The sequence below is a fragment of the Deinococcus maricopensis DSM 21211 genome (assembly GCF_000186385.1).
Taxonomy (GTDB): domain Bacteria; phylum Deinococcota; class Deinococci; order Deinococcales; family Deinococcaceae; genus Deinococcus_B; species Deinococcus_B maricopensis.
Window position 1 is genome coordinate 730,212 of the sequence record NC_014958.1, and the last position, 17,744, is coordinate 747,955.

Annotated in this window: 19 protein-coding genes; 5 read left to right on the forward strand and 14 right to left on the reverse strand. The window is 71.7% G+C overall.

All coding sequences use genetic code 11. The features are described from left to right. Nucleotides 1-2: 2 nt before the first annotated feature. The gene (locus DEIMA_RS03265) at nt 3-275 is read right to left on the reverse strand and encodes a hypothetical protein (protein WP_013555803.1); all 273 of its coding nucleotides are present in this window, start codon (nt 273-275) and stop codon (nt 3-5) included. Next, nucleotides 272-802 carry a hypothetical protein gene (locus tag DEIMA_RS03270; protein ID WP_013555804.1) on the reverse strand — a complete coding sequence of 177 codons (531 nt, stop codon included), beginning with the start codon at nt 800-802 and terminating at the stop codon, nt 272-274. Before DEIMA_RS03270 ends, DEIMA_RS03265 begins: the two co-directional genes overlap by 4 nt. Nucleotides 803-874: 72 nt before the next feature. Here DEIMA_RS03270 and DEIMA_RS03275 point away from each other — a divergent pair, with 72 nt between their 5' ends. Then, nucleotides 875-1,324, forward strand: coding sequence for a VOC family protein (locus tag DEIMA_RS03275; protein WP_013555805.1), 450 nt, complete (start codon nt 875-877; stop codon nt 1,322-1,324). Continuing rightward, nucleotides 1,321-1,686: a VanZ family protein gene (locus DEIMA_RS03280; protein WP_013555806.1), complete on the forward strand. Its 366-nt coding sequence runs from the start codon at nt 1,321-1,323 to the stop codon at nt 1,684-1,686. Before DEIMA_RS03275 ends, DEIMA_RS03280 begins: the two co-directional genes overlap by 4 nt. A gap of 42 nt (nt 1,687-1,728) precedes the next feature. Here the strand turns inward: DEIMA_RS03280 and DEIMA_RS03285 are convergent, their stop codons facing one another. The 7 genes from DEIMA_RS03285 to cdaA all read right to left on the reverse strand — a co-directional run bounded on the left by DEIMA_RS03285 (nt 1,729) and on the right by cdaA (nt 8,184). Beyond that, nucleotides 1,729-1,974 (reverse strand): hypothetical protein, encoded by a 246-nt coding sequence (locus tag DEIMA_RS03285; RefSeq protein WP_013555807.1) that lies wholly within the window; start codon nt 1,972-1,974, stop codon nt 1,729-1,731. Nucleotides 1,975-2,286: 312 nt separating this feature from the next. Then, a complete protein-coding gene (locus DEIMA_RS03290; RefSeq protein ID WP_013555808.1) occupies nt 2,287-4,101 on the reverse strand; it encodes an ABC transporter ATP-binding protein in 1,815 nt (604 codons plus the stop codon). Nucleotides 4,102-4,202: 101 nt separating this feature from the next. After that, a complete protein-coding gene (locus DEIMA_RS03295; protein WP_013555809.1) occupies nt 4,203-4,802 on the reverse strand; it encodes an LURP-one-related family protein in 600 nt (199 codons plus the stop codon). Nucleotides 4,803-4,881: 79 nt separating this feature from the next. Further along, nucleotides 4,882-5,823, reverse strand: a complete 942-nt coding sequence (gene fmt, locus DEIMA_RS03300) for a methionyl-tRNA formyltransferase (protein ID WP_013555810.1) — start codon at nt 5,821-5,823, stop codon at nt 4,882-4,884. After that, nucleotides 5,820-6,464, reverse strand: coding sequence for a peptide deformylase (gene def / locus DEIMA_RS03305; protein WP_013555811.1), 645 nt, complete (start codon nt 6,462-6,464; stop codon nt 5,820-5,822). The genes fmt and def overlap by 4 nt, the downstream gene beginning before the upstream one ends. A 50-nt stretch (nt 6,465-6,514) precedes the next feature. After that, nucleotides 6,515-7,438 (reverse strand): CdaR family protein, encoded by a 924-nt coding sequence (locus DEIMA_RS03310; protein WP_013555812.1) that lies wholly within the window; start codon nt 7,436-7,438, stop codon nt 6,515-6,517. Beyond that, nucleotides 7,435-8,184: a diadenylate cyclase CdaA gene (gene cdaA / locus DEIMA_RS03315; RefSeq protein ID WP_013555813.1), complete on the reverse strand. Its 750-nt coding sequence runs from the start codon at nt 8,182-8,184 to the stop codon at nt 7,435-7,437. Before cdaA ends, DEIMA_RS03310 begins: the two co-directional genes overlap by 4 nt. A 347-nt stretch (nt 8,185-8,531) precedes the next feature. Between cdaA and DEIMA_RS03320 the strand changes: the two genes are divergently transcribed. After that, the gene (locus DEIMA_RS03320; protein WP_013555814.1) at nt 8,532-9,875 is read left to right on the forward strand and encodes a hypothetical protein; all 1,344 of its coding nucleotides are present in this window, start codon (nt 8,532-8,534) and stop codon (nt 9,873-9,875) included. A gap of 58 nt (nt 9,876-9,933) precedes the next feature. Here the strand turns inward: DEIMA_RS03320 and tsaE are convergent, their stop codons facing one another. Genes tsaE through DEIMA_RS03340 form a run of 4 tightly spaced genes read right to left on the reverse strand, consistent with a single transcriptional unit; the run spans nt 9,934 to nt 14,813 of the window. Continuing rightward, on the reverse strand, nt 9,934-10,356 hold the full coding sequence (gene tsaE, locus DEIMA_RS03325) for a tRNA (adenosine(37)-N6)-threonylcarbamoyltransferase complex ATPase subunit type 1 TsaE (RefSeq protein ID WP_013555815.1): 423 nt from the start codon (nt 10,354-10,356) through the stop codon (nt 9,934-9,936). After that, nucleotides 10,357-12,348: a coiled-coil domain-containing protein gene (locus tag DEIMA_RS03330; RefSeq protein ID WP_148234891.1), complete on the reverse strand. Its 1,992-nt coding sequence runs from the start codon at nt 12,346-12,348 to the stop codon at nt 10,357-10,359. 57 nt (nt 12,349-12,405) lie between these two features. Then, entirely contained in the window at nt 12,406-14,073 is a 1,668-nt protein-coding gene (locus tag DEIMA_RS03335; RefSeq protein ID WP_013555817.1) for a hypothetical protein, read from the reverse strand. Next, nucleotides 14,070-14,813, reverse strand: coding sequence for a roadblock/LC7 domain-containing protein (locus tag DEIMA_RS03340; protein ID WP_013555818.1), 744 nt, complete (start codon nt 14,811-14,813; stop codon nt 14,070-14,072). Before DEIMA_RS03340 ends, DEIMA_RS03335 begins: the two co-directional genes overlap by 4 nt. A gap of 104 nt (nt 14,814-14,917) precedes the next feature. Between DEIMA_RS03340 and DEIMA_RS03345 the strand changes: the two genes are divergently transcribed. Next, the gene (locus tag DEIMA_RS03345) at nt 14,918-16,105 is read left to right on the forward strand and encodes a glycine C-acetyltransferase (protein WP_013555819.1); all 1,188 of its coding nucleotides are present in this window, start codon (nt 14,918-14,920) and stop codon (nt 16,103-16,105) included. Nucleotides 16,106-16,158: 53 nt separating this feature from the next. Here the strand turns inward: DEIMA_RS03345 and DEIMA_RS03350 are convergent, their stop codons facing one another. Continuing rightward, on the reverse strand, nt 16,159-16,683 hold the full coding sequence (locus DEIMA_RS03350; RefSeq protein ID WP_013555820.1) for a hypothetical protein: 525 nt from the start codon (nt 16,681-16,683) through the stop codon (nt 16,159-16,161). Nucleotides 16,684-16,751: 68 nt separating this feature from the next. Between DEIMA_RS03350 and DEIMA_RS03355 the strand changes: the two genes are divergently transcribed. Beyond that, nucleotides 16,752-17,711 carry an alpha/beta hydrolase family protein gene (locus tag DEIMA_RS03355; RefSeq protein WP_013555821.1) on the forward strand — a complete coding sequence of 320 codons (960 nt, stop codon included), beginning with the start codon at nt 16,752-16,754 and terminating at the stop codon, nt 17,709-17,711. The last annotated feature ends 33 nt before the right edge of the window (nt 17,712-17,744 follow it).

Consider the following 17,744-nt stretch of genomic DNA (forward strand, 5'->3'; position numbering starts at 1 on the left):
GCTCAGGCCCCGGGAATCACGATGTTGTCGATCTGCAGACCGTGGCGCAACAGGATTGTTTTCAGGCGCTGCATCGCTGCCACTGCCCGCGTGCGGTCCCCCTCATGAAACGCGATGGTCAGGCGGCCCGGCTCGCCCGCACGGGGCTCTTGCGCCTGCACCTGCAGCGGACGCCGGAACGCCGCGTCGTGCAGCACGTCGTTCAGGACGCGCACGAACGTCACCTCGTTCGCGCCGTCCAGCGTGAACGCAATGCCCTGCCGTTCACCCGTCACGCGCGCCTCCGCCGCCACACCCAGGCCGCCACGCCCAGCCCCGTCCCGTACGCCAGGTGCATGCCCAGCCGCGCCGCGTGCGTCCGCACGGACGTGCCGCGCGGGCCATCCTGCAACCCCAGGAGCGGCACCAGCGTTTCGTCCACCAGCGTCCACAGGGCCGCGCCGAACGCGACTCCCAGGGCGGGCGCGGTGCGGGCGCCCGTCAGCAGGCCGAACAGCGCGCCGCTGCCGACGCCCATGCCCCAGTGCACCGCCTCACTGAGGGCCGCCGCGGTCCGAGCGTCCGGCGCGCGGCCCGTAACGGCCGTGTACGCCCGCCGCCCGATGGCGGCGGTGCTGCTTTCGCCCGGGCGGTGCTGCTGCCCGAACGGGCTGATCACGTCCCGGTCGGGCGCGCCGGGCGTCGCGGGCGGTTCGTCGCGCGTCAGGATCGGCACCACCCGCACCGCGAACTGCCCCATGCACAGCGTCCCCACCGCGCCGGCGAGCGCCCCCCTGGCCATGTTCTGCACTGCCTGCGTCATACGGCACGCTACCGGAAACGCCGCCAGCAGCGCCAGTCCGCGTTCTTGACCGCCTCCTCACTGTGCATACTGATGGGCATGACGGCGCACGCCCACACGAACGCCACGCCCGAGCCCCTGAACTTCCCGCTGGATCACGTGGCCATCGCCACGCCCGACCTCGACACCGGCAGCGCCCCGTACCGCGCGATCGGGCTCACGCCCGAAGGTCCGGATGAGGACGTGGACACCCAGGGCGTCCGCGTGCGCGCGTTCATGGCGGGCGGCACCTTGATCGAACTGCTCGCGCCCACGCGCGACGACAGCCCCATCGCCGCGCACCTCGCGCGGCGCGGCCCGGGCCTGCACCACATCGCGCTGCGCGTCCTGGACCTGGACGCCGAAATGGCCCGGCTGCGCGCGCAGGGCGCGCCGTTCCTGAATGACGAGCCCCGCCCGGGCCGTGCCGGCACCCGCGTGGCGTTCCTGCACCCGAAGTGGGGCGCGGGGACGCTCATCGAACTGGTGGAGCACCCCGCATGAACGCCTGGGGCGCCCTGGCGGTCGTGTGGGCAGCGGGCATCGCGTACTTCAGTCAGCAGAGCCAGCCGCTCGGCGTGAGCGTCCCGCACCCGTGGGACAAGGTCGCGCACCTCACGGAGTACAGCGTGCTGGCGTTCCTGCTGGCGCGCGCGTCGGGCCGCTGGGCGCTCGCGTGCGCACTGACGGCGTGGTGGGGCGCGCTCGACGAGGTGCATCAGGCGTTCGTGCCGGGCCGCGAGGCGGGCATTCAGGACTGGTGGTTTGACCTGGCGGGCGGCGTGCTGGGCGGGTGGCTGGGCCGCCGGAACCGGGGCGGCGCACCAGACGCGCCGCCCCCCCCGGCGACCTTCTCGGACGCCTGAAGGTCCGGGCCGTACCCGCCAACCGCCGGTACGGCCCGCGCGTCAGACGTCGCCGCGGTCGGTTTCGTGCGGGTATTCGTTACCGCTGTGCCCGGTTTCGGAGCGGGTGAGGTTCCCGTTGCCGCTGAGGTCGCCGGTGGCGTCCGCCTGCGGGTTGCCGGGGCCGTCCTGAACGGCGCCGCGGTCCGACGGGTCGGATTCGTGGGTTTGCGTGGCGCTCTCGGCGTCGGTGCTGCGGTGCTTCTGCGGGGCGTTCGGCGTGGCGAACTGGTCATCTCGGTCAGTCATGCGGTCATCATGGACGCCGCCCCGCAGGGTCGGCTGAGGTCCGCGTGAACCCCCCTTAGCGCGGCGCAGGCCCGCCCGCCGCATACCCTTGACGGACGGTGCATATAGCGGTATCCTTTCCTTATCACCGCCGAAGAAGGCGGGTTTTTTATTGCTGCAGAACGGGACCCGGTCAATCCGGGTCCCGTTCTGCAGTGTTGAGGAAGGGGGCAGCGCGGCTCACCTGTGGCCCGCATACGCTTGACTGATCCTGCATACCGCGCTATTCTTTTCCCATCACCGCCGATTCCGGCGGCTTTTTTTATGGCCTGTTCAGGGCCTGACGGCCGGGTCGGCCTGGTACTTCTCGGCCTGCAACCGCCAGAACGTCGCGTACTCCCCGCCTCGCGCCAGCAGCGACGCGTGCGTGCCGTCCTCAATGACGCGCCCCGCTTTGAGCACCACGATGCGGTCCGCCATCAGCACGCTCGCGAGGCGGTGCGTGATCAGCAGCGCCGTCCGCCCGCGCGTCAGCTGCATGAACTGCTCGAACACCTCATGCTCCGCGCGCGGGTCCAGCGCCGCCGTCGGCTCATCCAGCACGAGGATGTCCGCGTCGCGGTACAGCGCGCGCGCCGTCGCGAGCTTCTGCCACTGCCCGCCCGACAGGTCCGCCCCGCCGAACGCCTGCCCGAGCCGCACGTCCAGGCCGCCCACGCGGTTCAGGTTGTCCCCGAACCCGCTGCCGTCCAGTGCCGCGCGCAGCCTCCCCTCGTCTTCCGGCGCGCCCAGCAGGATGTTGTCGCGCACGGCGTACTCGAACCGCGCGAAATCCTGAAACACCGCCGCCACCCGTGACCGCCACGCGCGCGGGTCCACCTCGCGCAGGTCCGTGCCGTTCAGGCGCACGTGCCCGAGCGTCGGGTCGTAGTACCGCAGCAGCAGCTTCACGAGGGTGCTTTTGCCCGCGCCGTTCTCGCCGACCACCGCGACCGTCTGCCCGTACGGGATGGTCAGCGTCACGTCCTCCAGCACCGGCGCGCCGCCCGCGTACGCGAACGTCACGCCGTCCAGCACCAGGTCCGGGCGGGCCGGGACCGGCTGCGGCACCGCCGGCGCGTGCACGTGCGGTTGCGCGTCGAGAAACGCGAAGTACTTGCTGAACCAGCGCGCATGCTCGGTGCTCATGCCCACGTACTCCGTGACGCCCAGCAGGTGATCGCGGACCTGCGCGAGCGCCTGCACCAGCAGCACCACCGCACCCACCGTCATGGCGCCGCTGCTCGCGCGCGTCACCGCGTACGCGAACAGCCCCGCGCTCACCGCCAGCGCGAGCGCGTTCGCGGGCAGCACGCCGTACGCCTGCTTGTTGCGCATGTCGCGCATTTCACGCGCGTACGCCTCCGCGCGGCGCCGGTACCGTCCAGACAGCCACGGGATCAGGTCGTACAGGCGCACCTCCTTGGCGTACTCGTGCCGCAGCGCCACGCGCTGGTCGTACATCAGTTCGCGCGCCTCCTGCGTGCGCTGGATGGTCAGGCTCCACCCGGCCTCCCGCAGCCGCACCTGCGCGCGCGTGAGCGGAATCATGCCGAGCAGCACCACCAGCGGCACCCACCACCCCACCACCAGCAGCGACGCTGCGAGGCCCAGGGCGGCGACTACCTCACGCGTGAGGCCGATCACGGTGGCGAGCAGGTTCAGTGGCCGGAACCGCGCGCCCGTGTGCAGCAGCTCGATGTCGTCGTGGAAGCGGGCGTCCTCCACGACGTCCAGGCCCGGCAGGTCCGCCATTTTCCCCATCAGCGCCGTGATGGTCTCCACGGAGTACCGGTCCGCGACGTACCCCTGCAGGATCGTCACGAGCACGCCCGTGAGCTGCCCGAGGAACGCGGCGCCCGCCCACGCGCCCGCGAGCAGCCACACATTCAGCGACTCGCCCGCGACGAGGCGCGTCAGGCCGTCAATGGTCCATTTCGTGATCAGGACGCTCGCGGCGGGCACCAGCCCCGACACCACCTGCGTGAGCGCGAGCGCCACCACCAGGGCCGGAGCTGCGCGGAACATGCGCGGAAGGGCCCGCGCCAGCACCCGCAGCAGTTCCCGGGTCGTCTCATGGCTGTTCGTTCTGGGGGGAAGGCCGGTCATGTGTGCGCAGCGTAGCGGCCCGCGCGGGCGCGGACCGTGGCGGATCCGCTCGCTTTTCGCTGCGCCGCGCGGCAGACTGAGGGTGTCCCGGAACAGCGGCGTTACCCACGTTCACGTTCGCGCAGCACCAGCTGCACGAGCGCCAGCACCACCAGTTCCGCTTCGGACGCGGGGGGCGTGAGCGCCTCAATCACGAAGCGGCGCGCGAACAGGCTGCGGCGTTTGCGCACGCGGTACGCGGGCGTGCCCGCGGCGTCCCGCACGGTGTACGTCGGGTTCACCAGGTAGTCGAAGCCGACCGCCACGAAGTCCCCGATGATCGGCACGGCGCCGATCACGCCCTCCAGCACGCCCAGCCAAGGGTGGTCGTCGGCCAGCGTGAACGCCACCTGCCCGTCCGGACCGAGAATGTCGTAGCGCGCGCCCAGCGCCGTGCGGAGGCCCTGCGCGCGCAACGCCCCCAGCTCGCGGCCGTGCGCGTCCCGGACGCGGCGCGTGGCGCGCCAGTCCAGGACGCCGTCCGCCCGGATGGTGTACGCGAGCTGCGTGCGGGCCTCGTCCGCGAAGACGCGCACCTCGTCGCGCAGGCTGAACTTCTTCTCCTTCACGACGGCGAGCAGTTGCGCCTGCGCGCCCTCCACGCGGACTTCGGTGAACAGCGAGAACTTGAACGTCAGCGTAACCGGGAACGTGGGCTGCATGATGCCTCACGGTACGGCACGGACGCTGCGGATGTTCCCTTGGGGGAGCGGGTGAGCGGGACGCGCTCCCCTCTGGGGCTCAGGCGTCCGCGCGGAACGGATCGCCGAGCTGCCCGCCCGCGCCGCGCCACCAGTCGGCGGCGGGCATCGCGCGTTTCCCCTCGGGCTGCACGGTCGCCACCAGCACCGCACCTTCGCCGCACGCGACCGTCAGGCCCGCCTCACTGACGCTCAGGACTGTGCCGGGCGCGCCGTGCCCACCCGTGGGGTGCAGCTGGTTCAGTTTCAGCAGGCGCCCACGCCACGTCGTGAACGTGCCCGGCCACGCGTACACGCCGCGGTACCGGTCGTACACCTGCGAGGCCGTGTCCGTCCAACGCACCCGCCCGTCGTCCTTCTCGAGCATGCGCGCGTGCGTGGCGAGCGTGTGGTCCTGCACGGTAGGGGAGAGGGTGCCCACGCGCGCGAGGGCGTCCACAATCAGGCGCGCCGCCTGCGCGCTCAGGTGCGCGCTGAGGTCCACGCTCGTCCAGTGCAGGTCGATGTCGAGCGGCTCCTGCAGCAGGACCGGGCCGGTGTCCATGCCCTCGTCCGTGACCATGATGGTCGTGCCGGTCACGCGTTCCCCTTCGATCAGCGCCCACTGGATGGGCGCCGCCCCCCGGTACTTCGGCAGCAGGCTGGTGTGCGTGTTCAGGAACCCGTAGCGGGGCACCGTGAGCAGGCTGCCGGGCAGGATCTTCCCGTACGCGCACGTGACGGCCACGTCCGCACCGCTGTCCCGCAAGGTCGCCTCGAAGTCGGCGTTGCCGCGCAGCTTCTTCGGCTGCGCGAGCGGCAGGCCCAGCTCGGTGGCGCGCGCGGCCACGGGCGGCGGCGTGAGCTTCAGGCCGCGCCCGACCGGCTTGTCCGGCTGCGCGACGACCAGCACCACCTCGAACTGTGCGCGGATCGCTTCCAGCACGGGTAGGGCGAACGCCGGGGACCCGAAGAACGCCACGCGCCGCGGCGCGTCGGTCATGCGCCCTCCAGGCTGCGGCGCTCGTCGAGCAGCTTCAGGAACGCCTTGGCTTTGCGCTGCATGGCCGCGAGGTCCTTGCGGTGGTCGTCCGTCACCTCGGCGGGCAGGCGGTCCAGGAAGAAGCGCCCGTCGAGGTGGTCCACCTCGTGCTGGAACACGCGCGCGAGGTAGTCCTCGGCCTCCACGACCTTGCGTTGCCCGTCGAGGTTCAGGTACGTCATGCGCACCGCCCGGTCGCGTTTCACGCCCTCTTCGTAGATGCCGGGGATGCTCAGGCAGCCTTCCTGGTAGTGGCTGTCCTTTTTCTTGTTCAGGACTTCCAGCACGGGGTTGATGGCCACGAATTCGCGCAGCACGCGGGAACGCAGCGGCGTCTCCTGGCCTTCGTCCTCGTCGTCGGCGTACTCGGCGGCGACGAACATCCGCACGCCCAGGCCGACCTGCGGCGCGGCGAGGCCAACACCGTGCGCGTCGTACATGGTTTCCAGCATCGTCCGCGCGACCTGCGCGAGCGCGGCGGGCGCGAAGCCGGGAATGGTCAGCGGCGCCTGCAGGTCCTCGATGGCGCGCGCCTTCTTGCGCAGGATCGGGTCGCCGTACAGGCGGATCGGGTACACGTTCGGGGAAGGGGTGCTCGGCACAATGCCTCAGTTTACCGCGCGCTTCCGGCGCCGTTCCGGCGTCCGCCTCGTTACTTCCGGCGGACGTCGAGCGTGACGGTCACGGTGTCGAGGGCGCGCACGCCGTCGGGCAGCGTGAGGTTCGCGCGCACGCGGTTGCGTCCGGGCGCGTACGTGAGGCGCGCCGGGACTTCCGTGAGGTCAGCGAGCACGCCGGGCGGGCCGACAAGGCGCACGCTCGTGGGCGTGACGGTCGCGCTCGCCACCGTGAGCGTCGCGGGCGGGTCGGGCAGGGTGACGCGGGCGGTGCGGACCGGGAGGGTGCCGGTGTCCACGCGGCTCACCGTGACGCTCGCCGGAATGAGGCGCAGGTCCGTGACCGGGCGGTCGTTCGCGTCGAGGGCGAGCAGGCGCGCCTCGGTGTCCGCGCCGGGCGCGACGGTGATGGGCAGCGTGATGACGCGCCTGACTTCCTCCACGTTGCGCTGCGGGCCGCGCACCTGCACGCTCGACGGCGTCAGGGTGTAGCGCGGCAGGGCGTTGCCGGTGCCGCCGCTCACGGCGAGGCTGACCGGCATGGTCCGGGTGATTTCGGCGTCCACGAACCCGCTGACGCTTTCGGGCGCGTAGCGGTTGATGCGCACGTCGTCGGGTGCGGTAACGCGGACGGTGCGCGTGAAGGTCCCTTCGGCCGCGCCGGTCACGTCGATGCTGGCGCGCACGGCGTCGTCCGGCAGGCTCGTGAGGCGCGTGCGGGGTCCACTGACCGTGACGCGGATCGTCTGCGTGGCGAGGCCGCTCACGCCGCGTCGACCCGCGCCGGTCGTCTCGTCGCGGACGACCAGGGGGACGTTCAGGCTGCGTTCGGTGATGGCGCGCCGGTCGGCGGTCGCCACGAACCACACGGCGGTCGCCGCGAGCAGCGCGAGGAATTTCGCGCCGCCGTTGTGGGTGGTGCGCGTCAGGAGGCGGCGCAGCAGGGTCAGGGGCGTCATGCGTTCTCCTCGAACACCAGTTCGCGCAGGCGCTCACGCAGCTCGGTGGCGTTCAGGTCCGGGCTGAGGCGGCCCTGCAGGGCGAGACGCATGCTGCCGCGCTCCTCGCTGACGACCAGTACGACGGCGTCCGTGAGTTCCGACAGGCCGATGGCGGCGCGGTGGCGGGTGCCGTAGCGGCGGTACGTGCCGTCGCTGCCCTGCAGGGGGAACAGGCACGCGGCGGCGAGGACGCGTCCGCCCTGGACGATGACGCCGCCGTCGTGCAGCGGGGCGTTGCGGGCGAACAGCGCCTCGATGAACGGGGTGCTGACGCGCGCGTCGAGGGGCACGCCGGTCTGGGCGTACTCGCCGAGTGGCGTGCGCCGCTCGATGGCGATAAGCGCGCCCGTTTTGCGTTCGGCCATGCGTTCCATGGCGCGGGCGATGTCCTGCAGGGCGGCGCCCCCTTCGCGTTCGCGGCTGCGGGGGCGACCGAGGCGTTCGAGGGCGGCGCGCAGTTCCGGCTGGAACACGACGATCAGCGCGAACAGGCCCACGGTGGCGGCGCGGCCCAGCAGGTAGTTGAGGGTCGTGAGGTCCAGCAGGTTCGACAGGAGCCAGAACCCGAGGAAGATCACGACGCCGCGCAGCACGTTGACCGCGCGCGTACCGCTGATGAGCTGGTAGCCCTGATAAATCAGGGTGGCCACGAGCAGGATGTCGATCAGGTCCTTGGCGCCAAGGGCGCCCGCGCTCCAGTTCACCGAGGGGCTCCCTTCAGGGGGTGATGGCAGTCGTTCCTCGCCCAATATACGCGGCGCGCGTCGAATGAGGCGCTCATGACCGTACCGCACACTGTGGAACAGCCGGTAAAACGCCCGGCTGGCCGGTGATGGATGGCCGAAAATTCAATGTAGATGAAGTCTATTGCTACAGTTCCGGTCAGAACGAAAAACGTGGGGGTTTGCTCAAGAAAATGCCGCAAAAACCCCTTGACTGCGCGGACTTTCTGCTACTGTAAGTGCAATTTGAGCGAGATCAAAAAGGTGCACCGAGACGCGCATTCCCCCCTCATCGTGCCGTCTCAGCACCTCTTTCCTGGAGGACTTGCGTGAAGGGTTCCGTGCGCTACATCATCACTCGCCCCTGCCTCAACGAAGGCAGCCTGCGGCTCCTCAAGTACCTCGACCCCGTGTTCCCCACGAGCGGCCCGGCCACATTCATTGACGACCGCGCGCACGAACACGCCGTCACGGTCGACCGCGCCCGCGCGCGCGTCACGGGCCTGCGAGACCTGTACAGCGCGCACAACCTCGGCGTCAACGACGTCCTGAACATCACGCTCCTCCAGGACGGCCGCTACCAGGTCGAATGCGTCGTGAAACCCGCCCGGCCCATCACCACGCCGCCCGCCACGGCCCGCCCGGCCACCCCGCCGCGCCCCGAGCCGCAACGCGTCGTCGTGAACGCCACCCCGCACGTCCGCGAGGTGCGCCTGCAACGCCAGGATGGCCGCGACCCCGCCATGCGCGTCACCGTCACCGAACGCGCCACGGAACGCCCCGAGGTCCGCGCCGACCGCGCCCCCGCCCGCGCGCCCGAACCCGCCGCGGCTAACCCCACCCGGCCGACCACGCCAGAACGCCCAGCCGCGCGCGTCACCACGGTCACCGTCAGCGAACCGGCCCCTGCGAAGCCCACGCCGAGCGCCCCGGCCTTGAGCGTTGCCGCCGCGCCCGTCGCGGTGCTGCCGCGCCCCGCCGCCATCGCCCCGTCCCCCGCCGCGCTCATCGACGCCGTGGACCTCAGCGACACCGACGCCCTGCAGGAACTCGCGCGCACCTGCGGCTACCGCTTCGACCAGCCCGCCCCCGGCCTCGCCCGTCTCCGCGCGGACCTCGGCGCGCACGCGTACACCGTCCTCATCGCCCTGAGCGAGGCCGCCACCCACACGCCCACGTGGCAGGACGGCGCTGACTACCTTGCCGTGCTCGTCAACGAGGGCGAGCGCCCGCAGGGCCTCCCGCGCCTCACCCGCGAAGCGCTCAGCGCCGTCGTCGAGCACGCGCGCCTCGCGCCCCTGTCGCCCATTGAACTGCGCGGCTACTGGAACACCGGCAGCTTCGACCTGACCGGTGCGGACAGCATCGCGGAACTCGTGAGCGCGCACCTCGCGCAGCGCGGCACCTTCTCGTTCGTGCTCATGACCCTCGCGCAGCAGAGCGCGCACAGCGTCGTCAGCGTCCCCCGCCTCGCTGAGCGCCTCGGCAGCGGCGTGAACACCGCCGAGCTGCACAGCATCCTCGAAACGCTGTCCCGCCCGCCGTTCCTCGCGCTCACCCCCATGAGCGGCGGGCAGTACTACCTGCGCGCCCGCGTGCCCGACATGCTCACCGAACTCGCGGACTACGCCGGCGGCATCCGCGCGCGCCTGCGCACCCCCACGCCCGCCTGACACGCAACCCACAAGAAGGCTGGAGGCACGCCTCCGGCCTTCTTGCTGCCCTGCCCGCTCAGCGGACGCGCGTGACCGTACGCGCCTCGCCGCCCGTATGCGCGAGGCGCAGCAGCGCCGCGTCCGGGAACTCGTCGTACAGGGACTGCCCCCACTCGATGACCGTCAGGCGGCTCTCCTCGACCAGCCGTTCCAGGTCCATCTCGAACAGCTCCTGAGGGTGCCGCACCCGGTACGCGTCCACGTGCAGCACCCGGCCCTGCGGCGTCGGGTACTCATGCATCAGCGCGTACGTGGGGCTGTTCACGGCGCCCGTGAACCCCAGCGCCGCCACCAGCCCCTGCGTGAGCGTCGTTTTGCCGGCGCCCAGGTCGCCTTCCAGGAACAGCACCCCTCCGGGCGGCAACCGGGACGCGAGGCGGGCGCCGAGCGCTCGCTGCTCGGCGTCCCCCTCCATGGTGCGGGTGTCCCCGGGCTCCATTCAGGCCTGCGCGGTCTGCCACGCGCTCAGGCGAGCGCGCCACGCATCCAGGTCCAGGGGCGCGGGCACGCGCAGCACCAGCGTGCCGCCGTCCTGCCCGAGCGCCAGCCACGCGCCCTGCGGGCCCTCGAACGCCATCAGGCCACCGCCGAGCGCGCCGCTCGCGCCTACGTACGCGTCCGCGACGCGCACCGCGAGCGGTTCCGGCCCGCCGAACGTCACGTCATGGCCGCTCACGAGGTACACCTGCGCGCCCCACACCTGCAACCCCTCGAACGGGCTGGACGGCGCCACCGGGGGCGTCGGCGTGAACGTCGTCGGCGTCGGCGCGCTGTCGTCGCCGCCGAACCCGCCGAACAGGTCGTCGCCGCCCGCGTCGAACACGCCCAGCAGGTCCGACAGGGCGTCACTCCCGAACGTCGCCGTCACCTGACGCGCCGCCTCGAACTCCGCGCGTGCCTCATCGAGCAGCGCCTCGGCGTCCGTGATGGTCTGCGCGTACTGCTCGCGCGCCTCGCGCGACAGCGTGCCCAGGCGACGCTGCGCGCGCAGCACGTTCGCGGCGCGGCCCAGCCGCTGAATGGTCTCCCCGGCGAGGCTGCGGTACTGGTCGTACTCGCCGATGACGCGGTCCGCGCGCTCGTCGAAGTTCTCGCGCTGCTGCGCCGCCTCGCCCATGCGGCGCTCCAGCGTCGCCCACAGGTCGTCGAGCGACGGGATCTGCCCGCGTTCCAGCGCCACGCGGGCCTGCGCGATGCCCGGCGCGATCAGCTCGGACGCGCCGGGCACGTCACGCGCGGCGCGTTCCAGCTCGTATGTCTCGCGCTGCACGGCAATCAGGCGTTCGGTGTCGCCGACGTTCTGGCCGTGCTCGAGAGCCTGCACGACCCCTTCGAGACGCGCGACCTCGTCGGACGCGAGCGCGCCGCCTTCCAGCGTGCCGCGCGCAATGCTGATGCTGAGGCGCGCTTCCTCGATGGAGCCGCGCGGCACCGGCCCGCGCACGTCCTCCAGGCGCCCCTCGAGGCGCTTGAGGCGCGACAGCTCGTCGTTGAGCGTTTCGCGCAGCGCCGTGCCGAGCTGCACGCGCAGCGTCGACAGGTCCTCGCCGAGCAGCCCCCCCGCATCCTGACGGGCGCGCAGGTCCTGCACCGTGCGGTCCAGGTCCGCGCGGACGCGCAGCAGCGGCTCGTACTCGCGCACGAGGTCCGCGAGCGCGCGGCGCTCATCCTGACGCTCCAGTTCCTGCAGGCGCTGCACCGCCTCGGCGGGCAGCATCGACAGGTCGATTTCCTCGGTGGCGCGCTGCTGCGGGCTGACGGCGCTCACGACCGACGATTCCACCAGCTTGCGCAGGTCCAGCACCAGCTTACGGGCGCGCTCCACCTCGGCGGGCAGCAGCGTCTCCTGCTTCTGTGCGTCGTCGATCTGCTGCGTGAGCGTCTCCAGGCGACGCAGTTTCGGGCCGCCCACCGCGGACAGTTTCGGCAGGGCCGCGCGGATCTCCGCGAGGTCACTGGCCTGCGCGACCAGGCCTTCCTGCAGGCGGCGTTCGAGCGCCTCGGCGAGCGTGTTGCCTTCGGCGAGCAGCGCGGTGACGTCCTGGTTGTCGCGCACAGCGTCACGCGCGACGTTGAGCAGCGAACGCAGACGCTGCAGTTCCGGCCAGTCGAAGTACAGCGCGAACCGCTTCGCGGTGTCCTCCAGGCCGAGCACCTGCATCTTCACGTCGGCGGGGCGTTCCTGCGTGACGCGCATGGCCTCCTGACCGATAGCGGTCAGGACCTCCTGCACGCGCCGCTTGGCGAGCGGGGCGGGCACGCTGAGCTGCAGGCGTTTGAACACCTCGCGTTTCAGGATGTCCGACAGGCCCGCTTCGTCGAGCGTTTCGAGCTGCTGGCCGCGCGCGCGCGCGGCGTCCTGCAGGATGCGTTCCAGAGCTTTCGGGGAGATCAGGTCCCCGAGCAGACGCATGGCGGTTCGGTGGTGCACGTCACTCCCTTCCGCGCGGCGGTCGCGCCGCCCTCACGATACTGTGCGCGCGCCGCATCACAGTTCCTCGTCCCACTCGACCGCCGCCTGCGTCTCGCTGAGACGCGGCTCGTCGCGTTCACGCTTGGCGCCCAGCAACCCGAACTGCACGCACAGGCCCCGGAAGCCGTAGATGGCCAGCCCGATGGCGACCGCCACGGACACCGCCCACAGCGGCCCCCACAGCGGGGACTGCATCACGCTGAGGTTCCCGAGCGAACGCAGCACGCCCACGCCCGTGAGGTCGCCGAGCAGCACGCCCAGGTTCGCGACGCCTTCCAGGATGGCGGGCAGCAGCAGCAGCAGCAGGCCCACGCCGATCGCGCGCCAGTACGCATTGCGGCCGCCGAACGCGAGGTTCAGCAGGTACAGCGGGTAGAACGCGAGCGCCGCCAGCACCAGGAAGAACAGGGCGCGCAGCGGCCCCGACCACACATTCGTGACGCCCTGCGCGGCGCGGTCCATGACGCTGACCGCGCCGCCGCTCGCTTCGGCCTCCACGTTCGCCAGGCTCGACACGAGGGCGCGCACGTCCTCCGGGCGCAGGCCCACGCGGCCCTGCGCGCCCTGCACGTCCGCGAGCAGCCCCGCGTACCCGGCCGCGCCGCTGATGTTGGCGGGCACGCGGCCAAGCGCGGTGCTCGCCTGGGCGAGCGCGTCCTTCGCGGTGGCGTTGTCGCCGTGGCCGCTCGCAGCGAGCGCGCGACCGAGCGCGGCGTACACGGCGTCCACGCCCGTGGCGGCCACCGGCGTGGCAGCGGTGCCCGGAGCGGGCGCCGTGCCGGTGCTCGGGGCCGTCGTGGAGCCGCCCGTGGTCGTGCTGCCGGTCGTGCCCGGGGTGGGGGTCGTGGGCGTGGTGGGTGTGACCGTCACGACCGTGCCTGCACCGCCCGCACTGCCGGTGCCCGCGCTCCCGGACGCGCTCGCGTTCGCGGGTACGTCCGCGCCCGCTGCCGCCTGTACGAACCGCTGCGCGCCGCCGCGCAGCTGCGCGACGCTGCCCGTGAACGCCGCGTCCTTCGACGTGAGCTGCGAAAGGGCCGTCACGAACGCTGACAGCTGCAGCCCCGCACTGGACGCTTCCGGCTCGTCCTGCACGACCGTGAACCAGCTGGTCGCGCGCGCCAGATTCAGGTACGCGTCACGCGGCGACGATGCGTCCACGTTCCCGAGGGCCGCGTTGATCTTCCCCCCGGCGGCGCGCAGCAGCTGCACGCGCACCGCCTCGGCGTTCCCGGCGGTCGCGCGGTTCACCAGCGCCGTGCGGTCCGCGGCGCTCAGCCCGAACTCCGACGCGAGCAGCGCCGCATTCGCGCGGGCGTTCGCGGCGCTGCCCGACAGGCCCTTGAAGGTCGCGTCGTACAGCATCTTGCGCAGCAGCGCGCGCGCCTGCAGCACCTGGGCTTCCAGGTCCACGCTCGCGCGCGCGTTCGCGATGCGCGCGTTGCGCAGCGTCTCCCGGAAGCCCTGCTGCAGCACGCCGTTGCTGCCGCCCAGCGAGTCCTCCAGGCGCCCGAACGCCGTTTCCGCGTTCGTGAGGGCCGCCAGGGCCCGCTCCGGGCTGCTGGGGCGCGCGCGCACGCTCGCGTCCAGCGCGGACGTGACCGTCCGGTACGCCGCGAGGTCCTGCGCGAAGGCGCCGCCGGACACCAGGGCCACGGTCAGCAGCGCGGCGCGTGCGTTCACGCGGCCTCCCGGATCTGCTGCAGCTCCGCGATCAGGCGGCCCATGTTCACCTGACCGCCCGCGAGCAGGGCCACGAAGTACTCCCCGATCGGGCGCATGCACACCGTCTGCTCCCCCAGGTCCGCGCACATGATGCGGAACGCGCGGCCCTGGAACAGCAGCGCCGTGGCGGCCACGACCGCGCCGAGCTGCTGCGCGCCGCGCGGCGCGCGCGCCTTCACGACCTGGCCGGCGCGCGTGCACAGGATCACGCCCTGCACGCCCGGCTGCCGCGCCAGGTCCGCGAGCAGGTCATCCTGCCCGCTGGCGGTGCCGAGCGCGTACAGGCGCGCGCTGGGGGCCACGAAGGCCAGCTCGGGGTCCTCAAATTCGAAATCGTCCGTACTGAAATCGTCACTGCTGAAATCCACGGTGTCCTCACTCTCTGCGGTGTCGCCGCGCGTCAGGTCGTCCCACTGAAGCTGCGCGGGCACGTCGAACAACGTGGGCGCTTTCGGGTGTTGTTGTTGAAGCTGGCCGGACAGCCGCCGCAGTTCCGAGCGGGCGCGTTCGCGCGGCATCACGGCCGACAGCTGATCCAGCAGCGGGCCGACCAGCACGCGCTGCATCTCACTGGCGGTCACGTTGTCGGGGGAGAGGCGGAAGTCCCGCAGGGCCGAACGGAGCATGGTGTCGGCGGCGCGCTCCGACACCACCCCCGAAAGCGACTCCGCAACGTAGCTGAAAACGGCGTTCGGCATGAGCTTGGCATCAGTATAAGCGCGCCTTCAGGCCGCGCGCTCAGGCATTCCTCACGCGGGCGCGCACCAAACGACCGTTGGGCCTTTTCGTTAGACTTCAGGGCATGACCACCCTCCACGCGCGCCTGAACGACGAACTCACCCGCCTGCGCAGCGCGGGCCTGCACATCACCCCCCGCGTCCTCGACGCGCCGCAGCGCGCCCGCACCCGCGTGGACGGCGTGGACGTCGTCAACCTCGCCAGCAACAACTACCTCGGCTTCGCCGACCACCCCTACCTCAAGGAACGCGCCGAAGCCTACCTGCGCACCTGGGGCGCCGGGGCGGGCGCCGTGCGCACCATCGCCGGCACCCTCAAGATCCACGAGGACTTCGAGGCGCAGCTCGCGCAGTTCAAGCACACCGGCAGCGCCCTCGTGCTGCAGAGCGGCTTCACCACCAACCAGGGCGTGCTCGGCAGCCTGCTGCAGGAAGGTGACCTCGTCATCAGCGACGAACTCAACCACGCCAGCATCATTGACGGCCTGCGCCTCGCCAAGGCCACCAAGAAGATCTTCAAGCACAAGGACATGGCCGACCTGCGCCGCGTCCTGCAGGAAAACCCCACCGACGGCCTCAAACTTGTCGTCACGGACGGCGTGTTCAGCATGGACGGCGACATCGCCCCCCTCGACCAGATCGTCGCCATCGCCCGTGAGTTCGGCGCGGTCACGTACGTCGACGACGCGCACGGCAGCGGCGTGCTCGGCGCGCAGGGGCGCGGCACCGTTCACCACTTCGGCTTCGAGCACGCCGACGACGTCATTCAGGTCGGCACGCTCAGCAAGGCCTGGGGCGTCGTCGGCGGGTACGCCGCCGGGGACGCGAACCTGCGCGACGTGCTCATCAACAAGGCCCGCCCGTTCCTGTTCAGCACCGGCCACCCGCCCGCCGTGGTGGGCGCCCTGAGTGCCGCCCTCGACCTCGTGCAGCAGGACGAGAGCTTCATGACGCGCCTCTGGGAGAACACCCGCTACTTCAAAGCGGAACTGCAGCGCCTCGGCTTCGACACGTTCGGCAGCGAGACGCCCATCACGCCTGTGATCTTCGGCGAGGCGAGCGCCGCGTTCGAGGCGAGCCGCCGCCTGCTGCAGGAAGGCGTGTTCGCCGTGGGCCTCGGGTTCCCCACGGTGCCGCGCGACCTCGCGCGCATCCGCAACATCGTCACCGCGGAGCACACCCGCGAGGACCTCGACCACGCCCTTGGCGCGTACGAGCGCGTTGGCCGGGCCCTCGGCGTCGTCGGCGGGTAACTGCGTTTCCTGCAGGGGGTGGGCCGCCATGCCCGGCGGCCCACCCCCTGCGCTCAGGTGCCCGGCAGCTGCTTGAGGGCCTGCCGGACGGCGCCCAGGTGGTACGCCACGTGCGCCAGGGCGCCCGCGAGCCCCCCCGCCGCGTCCTCTGACCAGTCGGTGTGCGCCCCCGACCACGCGACCACCGCGTCGTACGCCGCGCGCACGCGCGCCTGCAGCGCCGCCCACGCATCCGCGTCTACCACCGCCGGCTGGAAGCTGCCCGGCCAGTCGAACGGCCCGCGCTCCCCCGCCTCCCAGCGCAGCAGAACCTCCAGGTGATACGCCATGTGCGCCGCGTGCGCGGCCACGCTGATCCCCAGCGCGCCCGGGTCCGACGCCTGCGCCGCCGTAAAGCGCGCGAGCGTCCCCAGCAGCCCGTTGTTGCCGCTCCCGTCGGCTTTCGTGCCGTCCAGGAACGCCGTGCCCTGGCCGGGCACGCCGCCCTCCACGGCCTCGCGGAACACGAACAGCCACCCCGCCACGAACTGCGCCGCCTGCCCCTGAGCCGTCAACTCCACTCCTGCGTCTTGAGTCATGGCTCACGGTACTCGCACACGGTGAGCGGGGAAACAGGCCAGATGGCGTGCCGCGCGTACCGTGCGGTATGCGACGCGTTCTCCTCGCTGCCCTGCTGCTCACCGTGCCCGCCCTCGCGCAGACCGAATCGCCCCTCAACGCTGACGCGCTGCGCATCACCAGCCTGCGCGCCCGCGCGTACCCCGGCAGCGCCCTCACCGTCGAGCGGACCCTCTCGCGCGGCGGCAACTACACCCGGCAGGTCGTCAGCTACCGCAGTGACGGCCTGAAAATCTACGCGCTCCTCACTGTACCCGACGGCAAACCCCCCAAGGGCGGCTGGCCCGCCATCGTGTTCAACCACGGGTACATTCCGCCGGAGGTGTACCGCACCACCGAACGGTACGTCGCGTACCAGGACGCGTTCGCCCGCGCGGGGTTCGTGACGCTCAAGAGCGACTACCGCGGGCACGGCGCCTCGCAGGGCGAAGCGCGCGGCGGGTACTACGACCCGGGCTACACCATCGACGTGCTGAACGCGCTCGGCAGCCTCAAACGCGACCCGCGCGTGAACCGCACGCGCATCGGCATGTGGGGCCACAGCATGGGCGGGCACCTCACGCTGCGCGCCATGGTCGTCGACCCGAGCATCAAGGCAGGCGTCATCTGGGCGGGCGTCGTCGCCCCGTACGACCTGCTGATGAACGGCTGGACACGCGGGCCCGGCGCGGAACACATCCCCACGCGCCTCACCAGCCGCCGCAAGCTCATCACCGAGCAGTACGGCACGCCGGGCAGCAACCCGACCTTCTGGAACGCCATCAGCCCGAACAGCTACCTGCGCGACCTCGGCGGCCCGCTCCAGCTCCACCAGGGCACCGCCGACGTCGAGGTGCCCGTCACGTTCCACCGCGCGCTCGCGCAGGGTCTGCAGGCCGCCCGGAAACCGTACGAGGCATACGGGTACCCCGGCGACAACCACAACCTCAGCCGGAACCTGAACCTCGCCCTGAACCGCAGCGTCGCCTTCTTCAGGAAGTACTTGTGACCATCCCTGGTTCAAGGTGGCCGGGCGAACCGT

Excerpts from the sequence above, each read along its gene's own strand:
- DEIMA_RS03270 (WP_013555804.1), bottom strand. The coding sequence starts at position 802 with ATGACGCAGGCAGTGCAGAACATGGCCAGGGGGGCGCTCGCCGGCGCG.
- DEIMA_RS03275 (WP_013555805.1), top strand. The coding sequence starts at position 875 with ATGGGCATGACGGCGCACGCCCACACGAACGCCACGCCCGAGCCCCTG.
- DEIMA_RS03280 (WP_013555806.1), top strand. The coding sequence starts at position 1,321 with ATGAACGCCTGGGGCGCCCTGGCGGTCGTGTGGGCAGCGGGCATCGCG.
- DEIMA_RS03285 (WP_013555807.1), bottom strand. The coding sequence starts at position 1,974 with ATGACTGACCGAGATGACCAGTTCGCCACGCCGAACGCCCCGCAGAAG.
- DEIMA_RS03290 (WP_013555808.1), bottom strand. The coding sequence starts at position 4,101 with ATGACCGGCCTTCCCCCCAGAACGAACAGCCATGAGACGACCCGGGAA.
- DEIMA_RS03295 (WP_013555809.1), bottom strand. The coding sequence starts at position 4,802 with ATGCAGCCCACGTTCCCGGTTACGCTGACGTTCAAGTTCTCGCTGTTC.
- fmt (WP_013555810.1), bottom strand. The coding sequence starts at position 5,823 with ATGACCGACGCGCCGCGGCGCGTGGCGTTCTTCGGGTCCCCGGCGTTC.
- DEIMA_RS03310 (WP_013555812.1), bottom strand. The coding sequence starts at position 7,438 with ATGACGCCCCTGACCCTGCTGCGCCGCCTCCTGACGCGCACCACCCAC.
- tsaE (WP_013555815.1), bottom strand. The coding sequence starts at position 10,356 with ATGGAGCCCGGGGACACCCGCACCATGGAGGGGGACGCCGAGCAGCGA.
- DEIMA_RS03340 (WP_013555818.1), bottom strand. The coding sequence starts at position 14,813 with ATGCCGAACGCCGTTTTCAGCTACGTTGCGGAGTCGCTTTCGGGGGTG.
- DEIMA_RS03345 (WP_013555819.1), top strand. The coding sequence starts at position 14,918 with ATGACCACCCTCCACGCGCGCCTGAACGACGAACTCACCCGCCTGCGC.
- DEIMA_RS03350 (WP_013555820.1), bottom strand. The coding sequence starts at position 16,683 with ATGACTCAAGACGCAGGAGTGGAGTTGACGGCTCAGGGGCAGGCGGCG.
- DEIMA_RS03355 (WP_013555821.1), top strand. The coding sequence starts at position 16,752 with ATGCGACGCGTTCTCCTCGCTGCCCTGCTGCTCACCGTGCCCGCCCTC.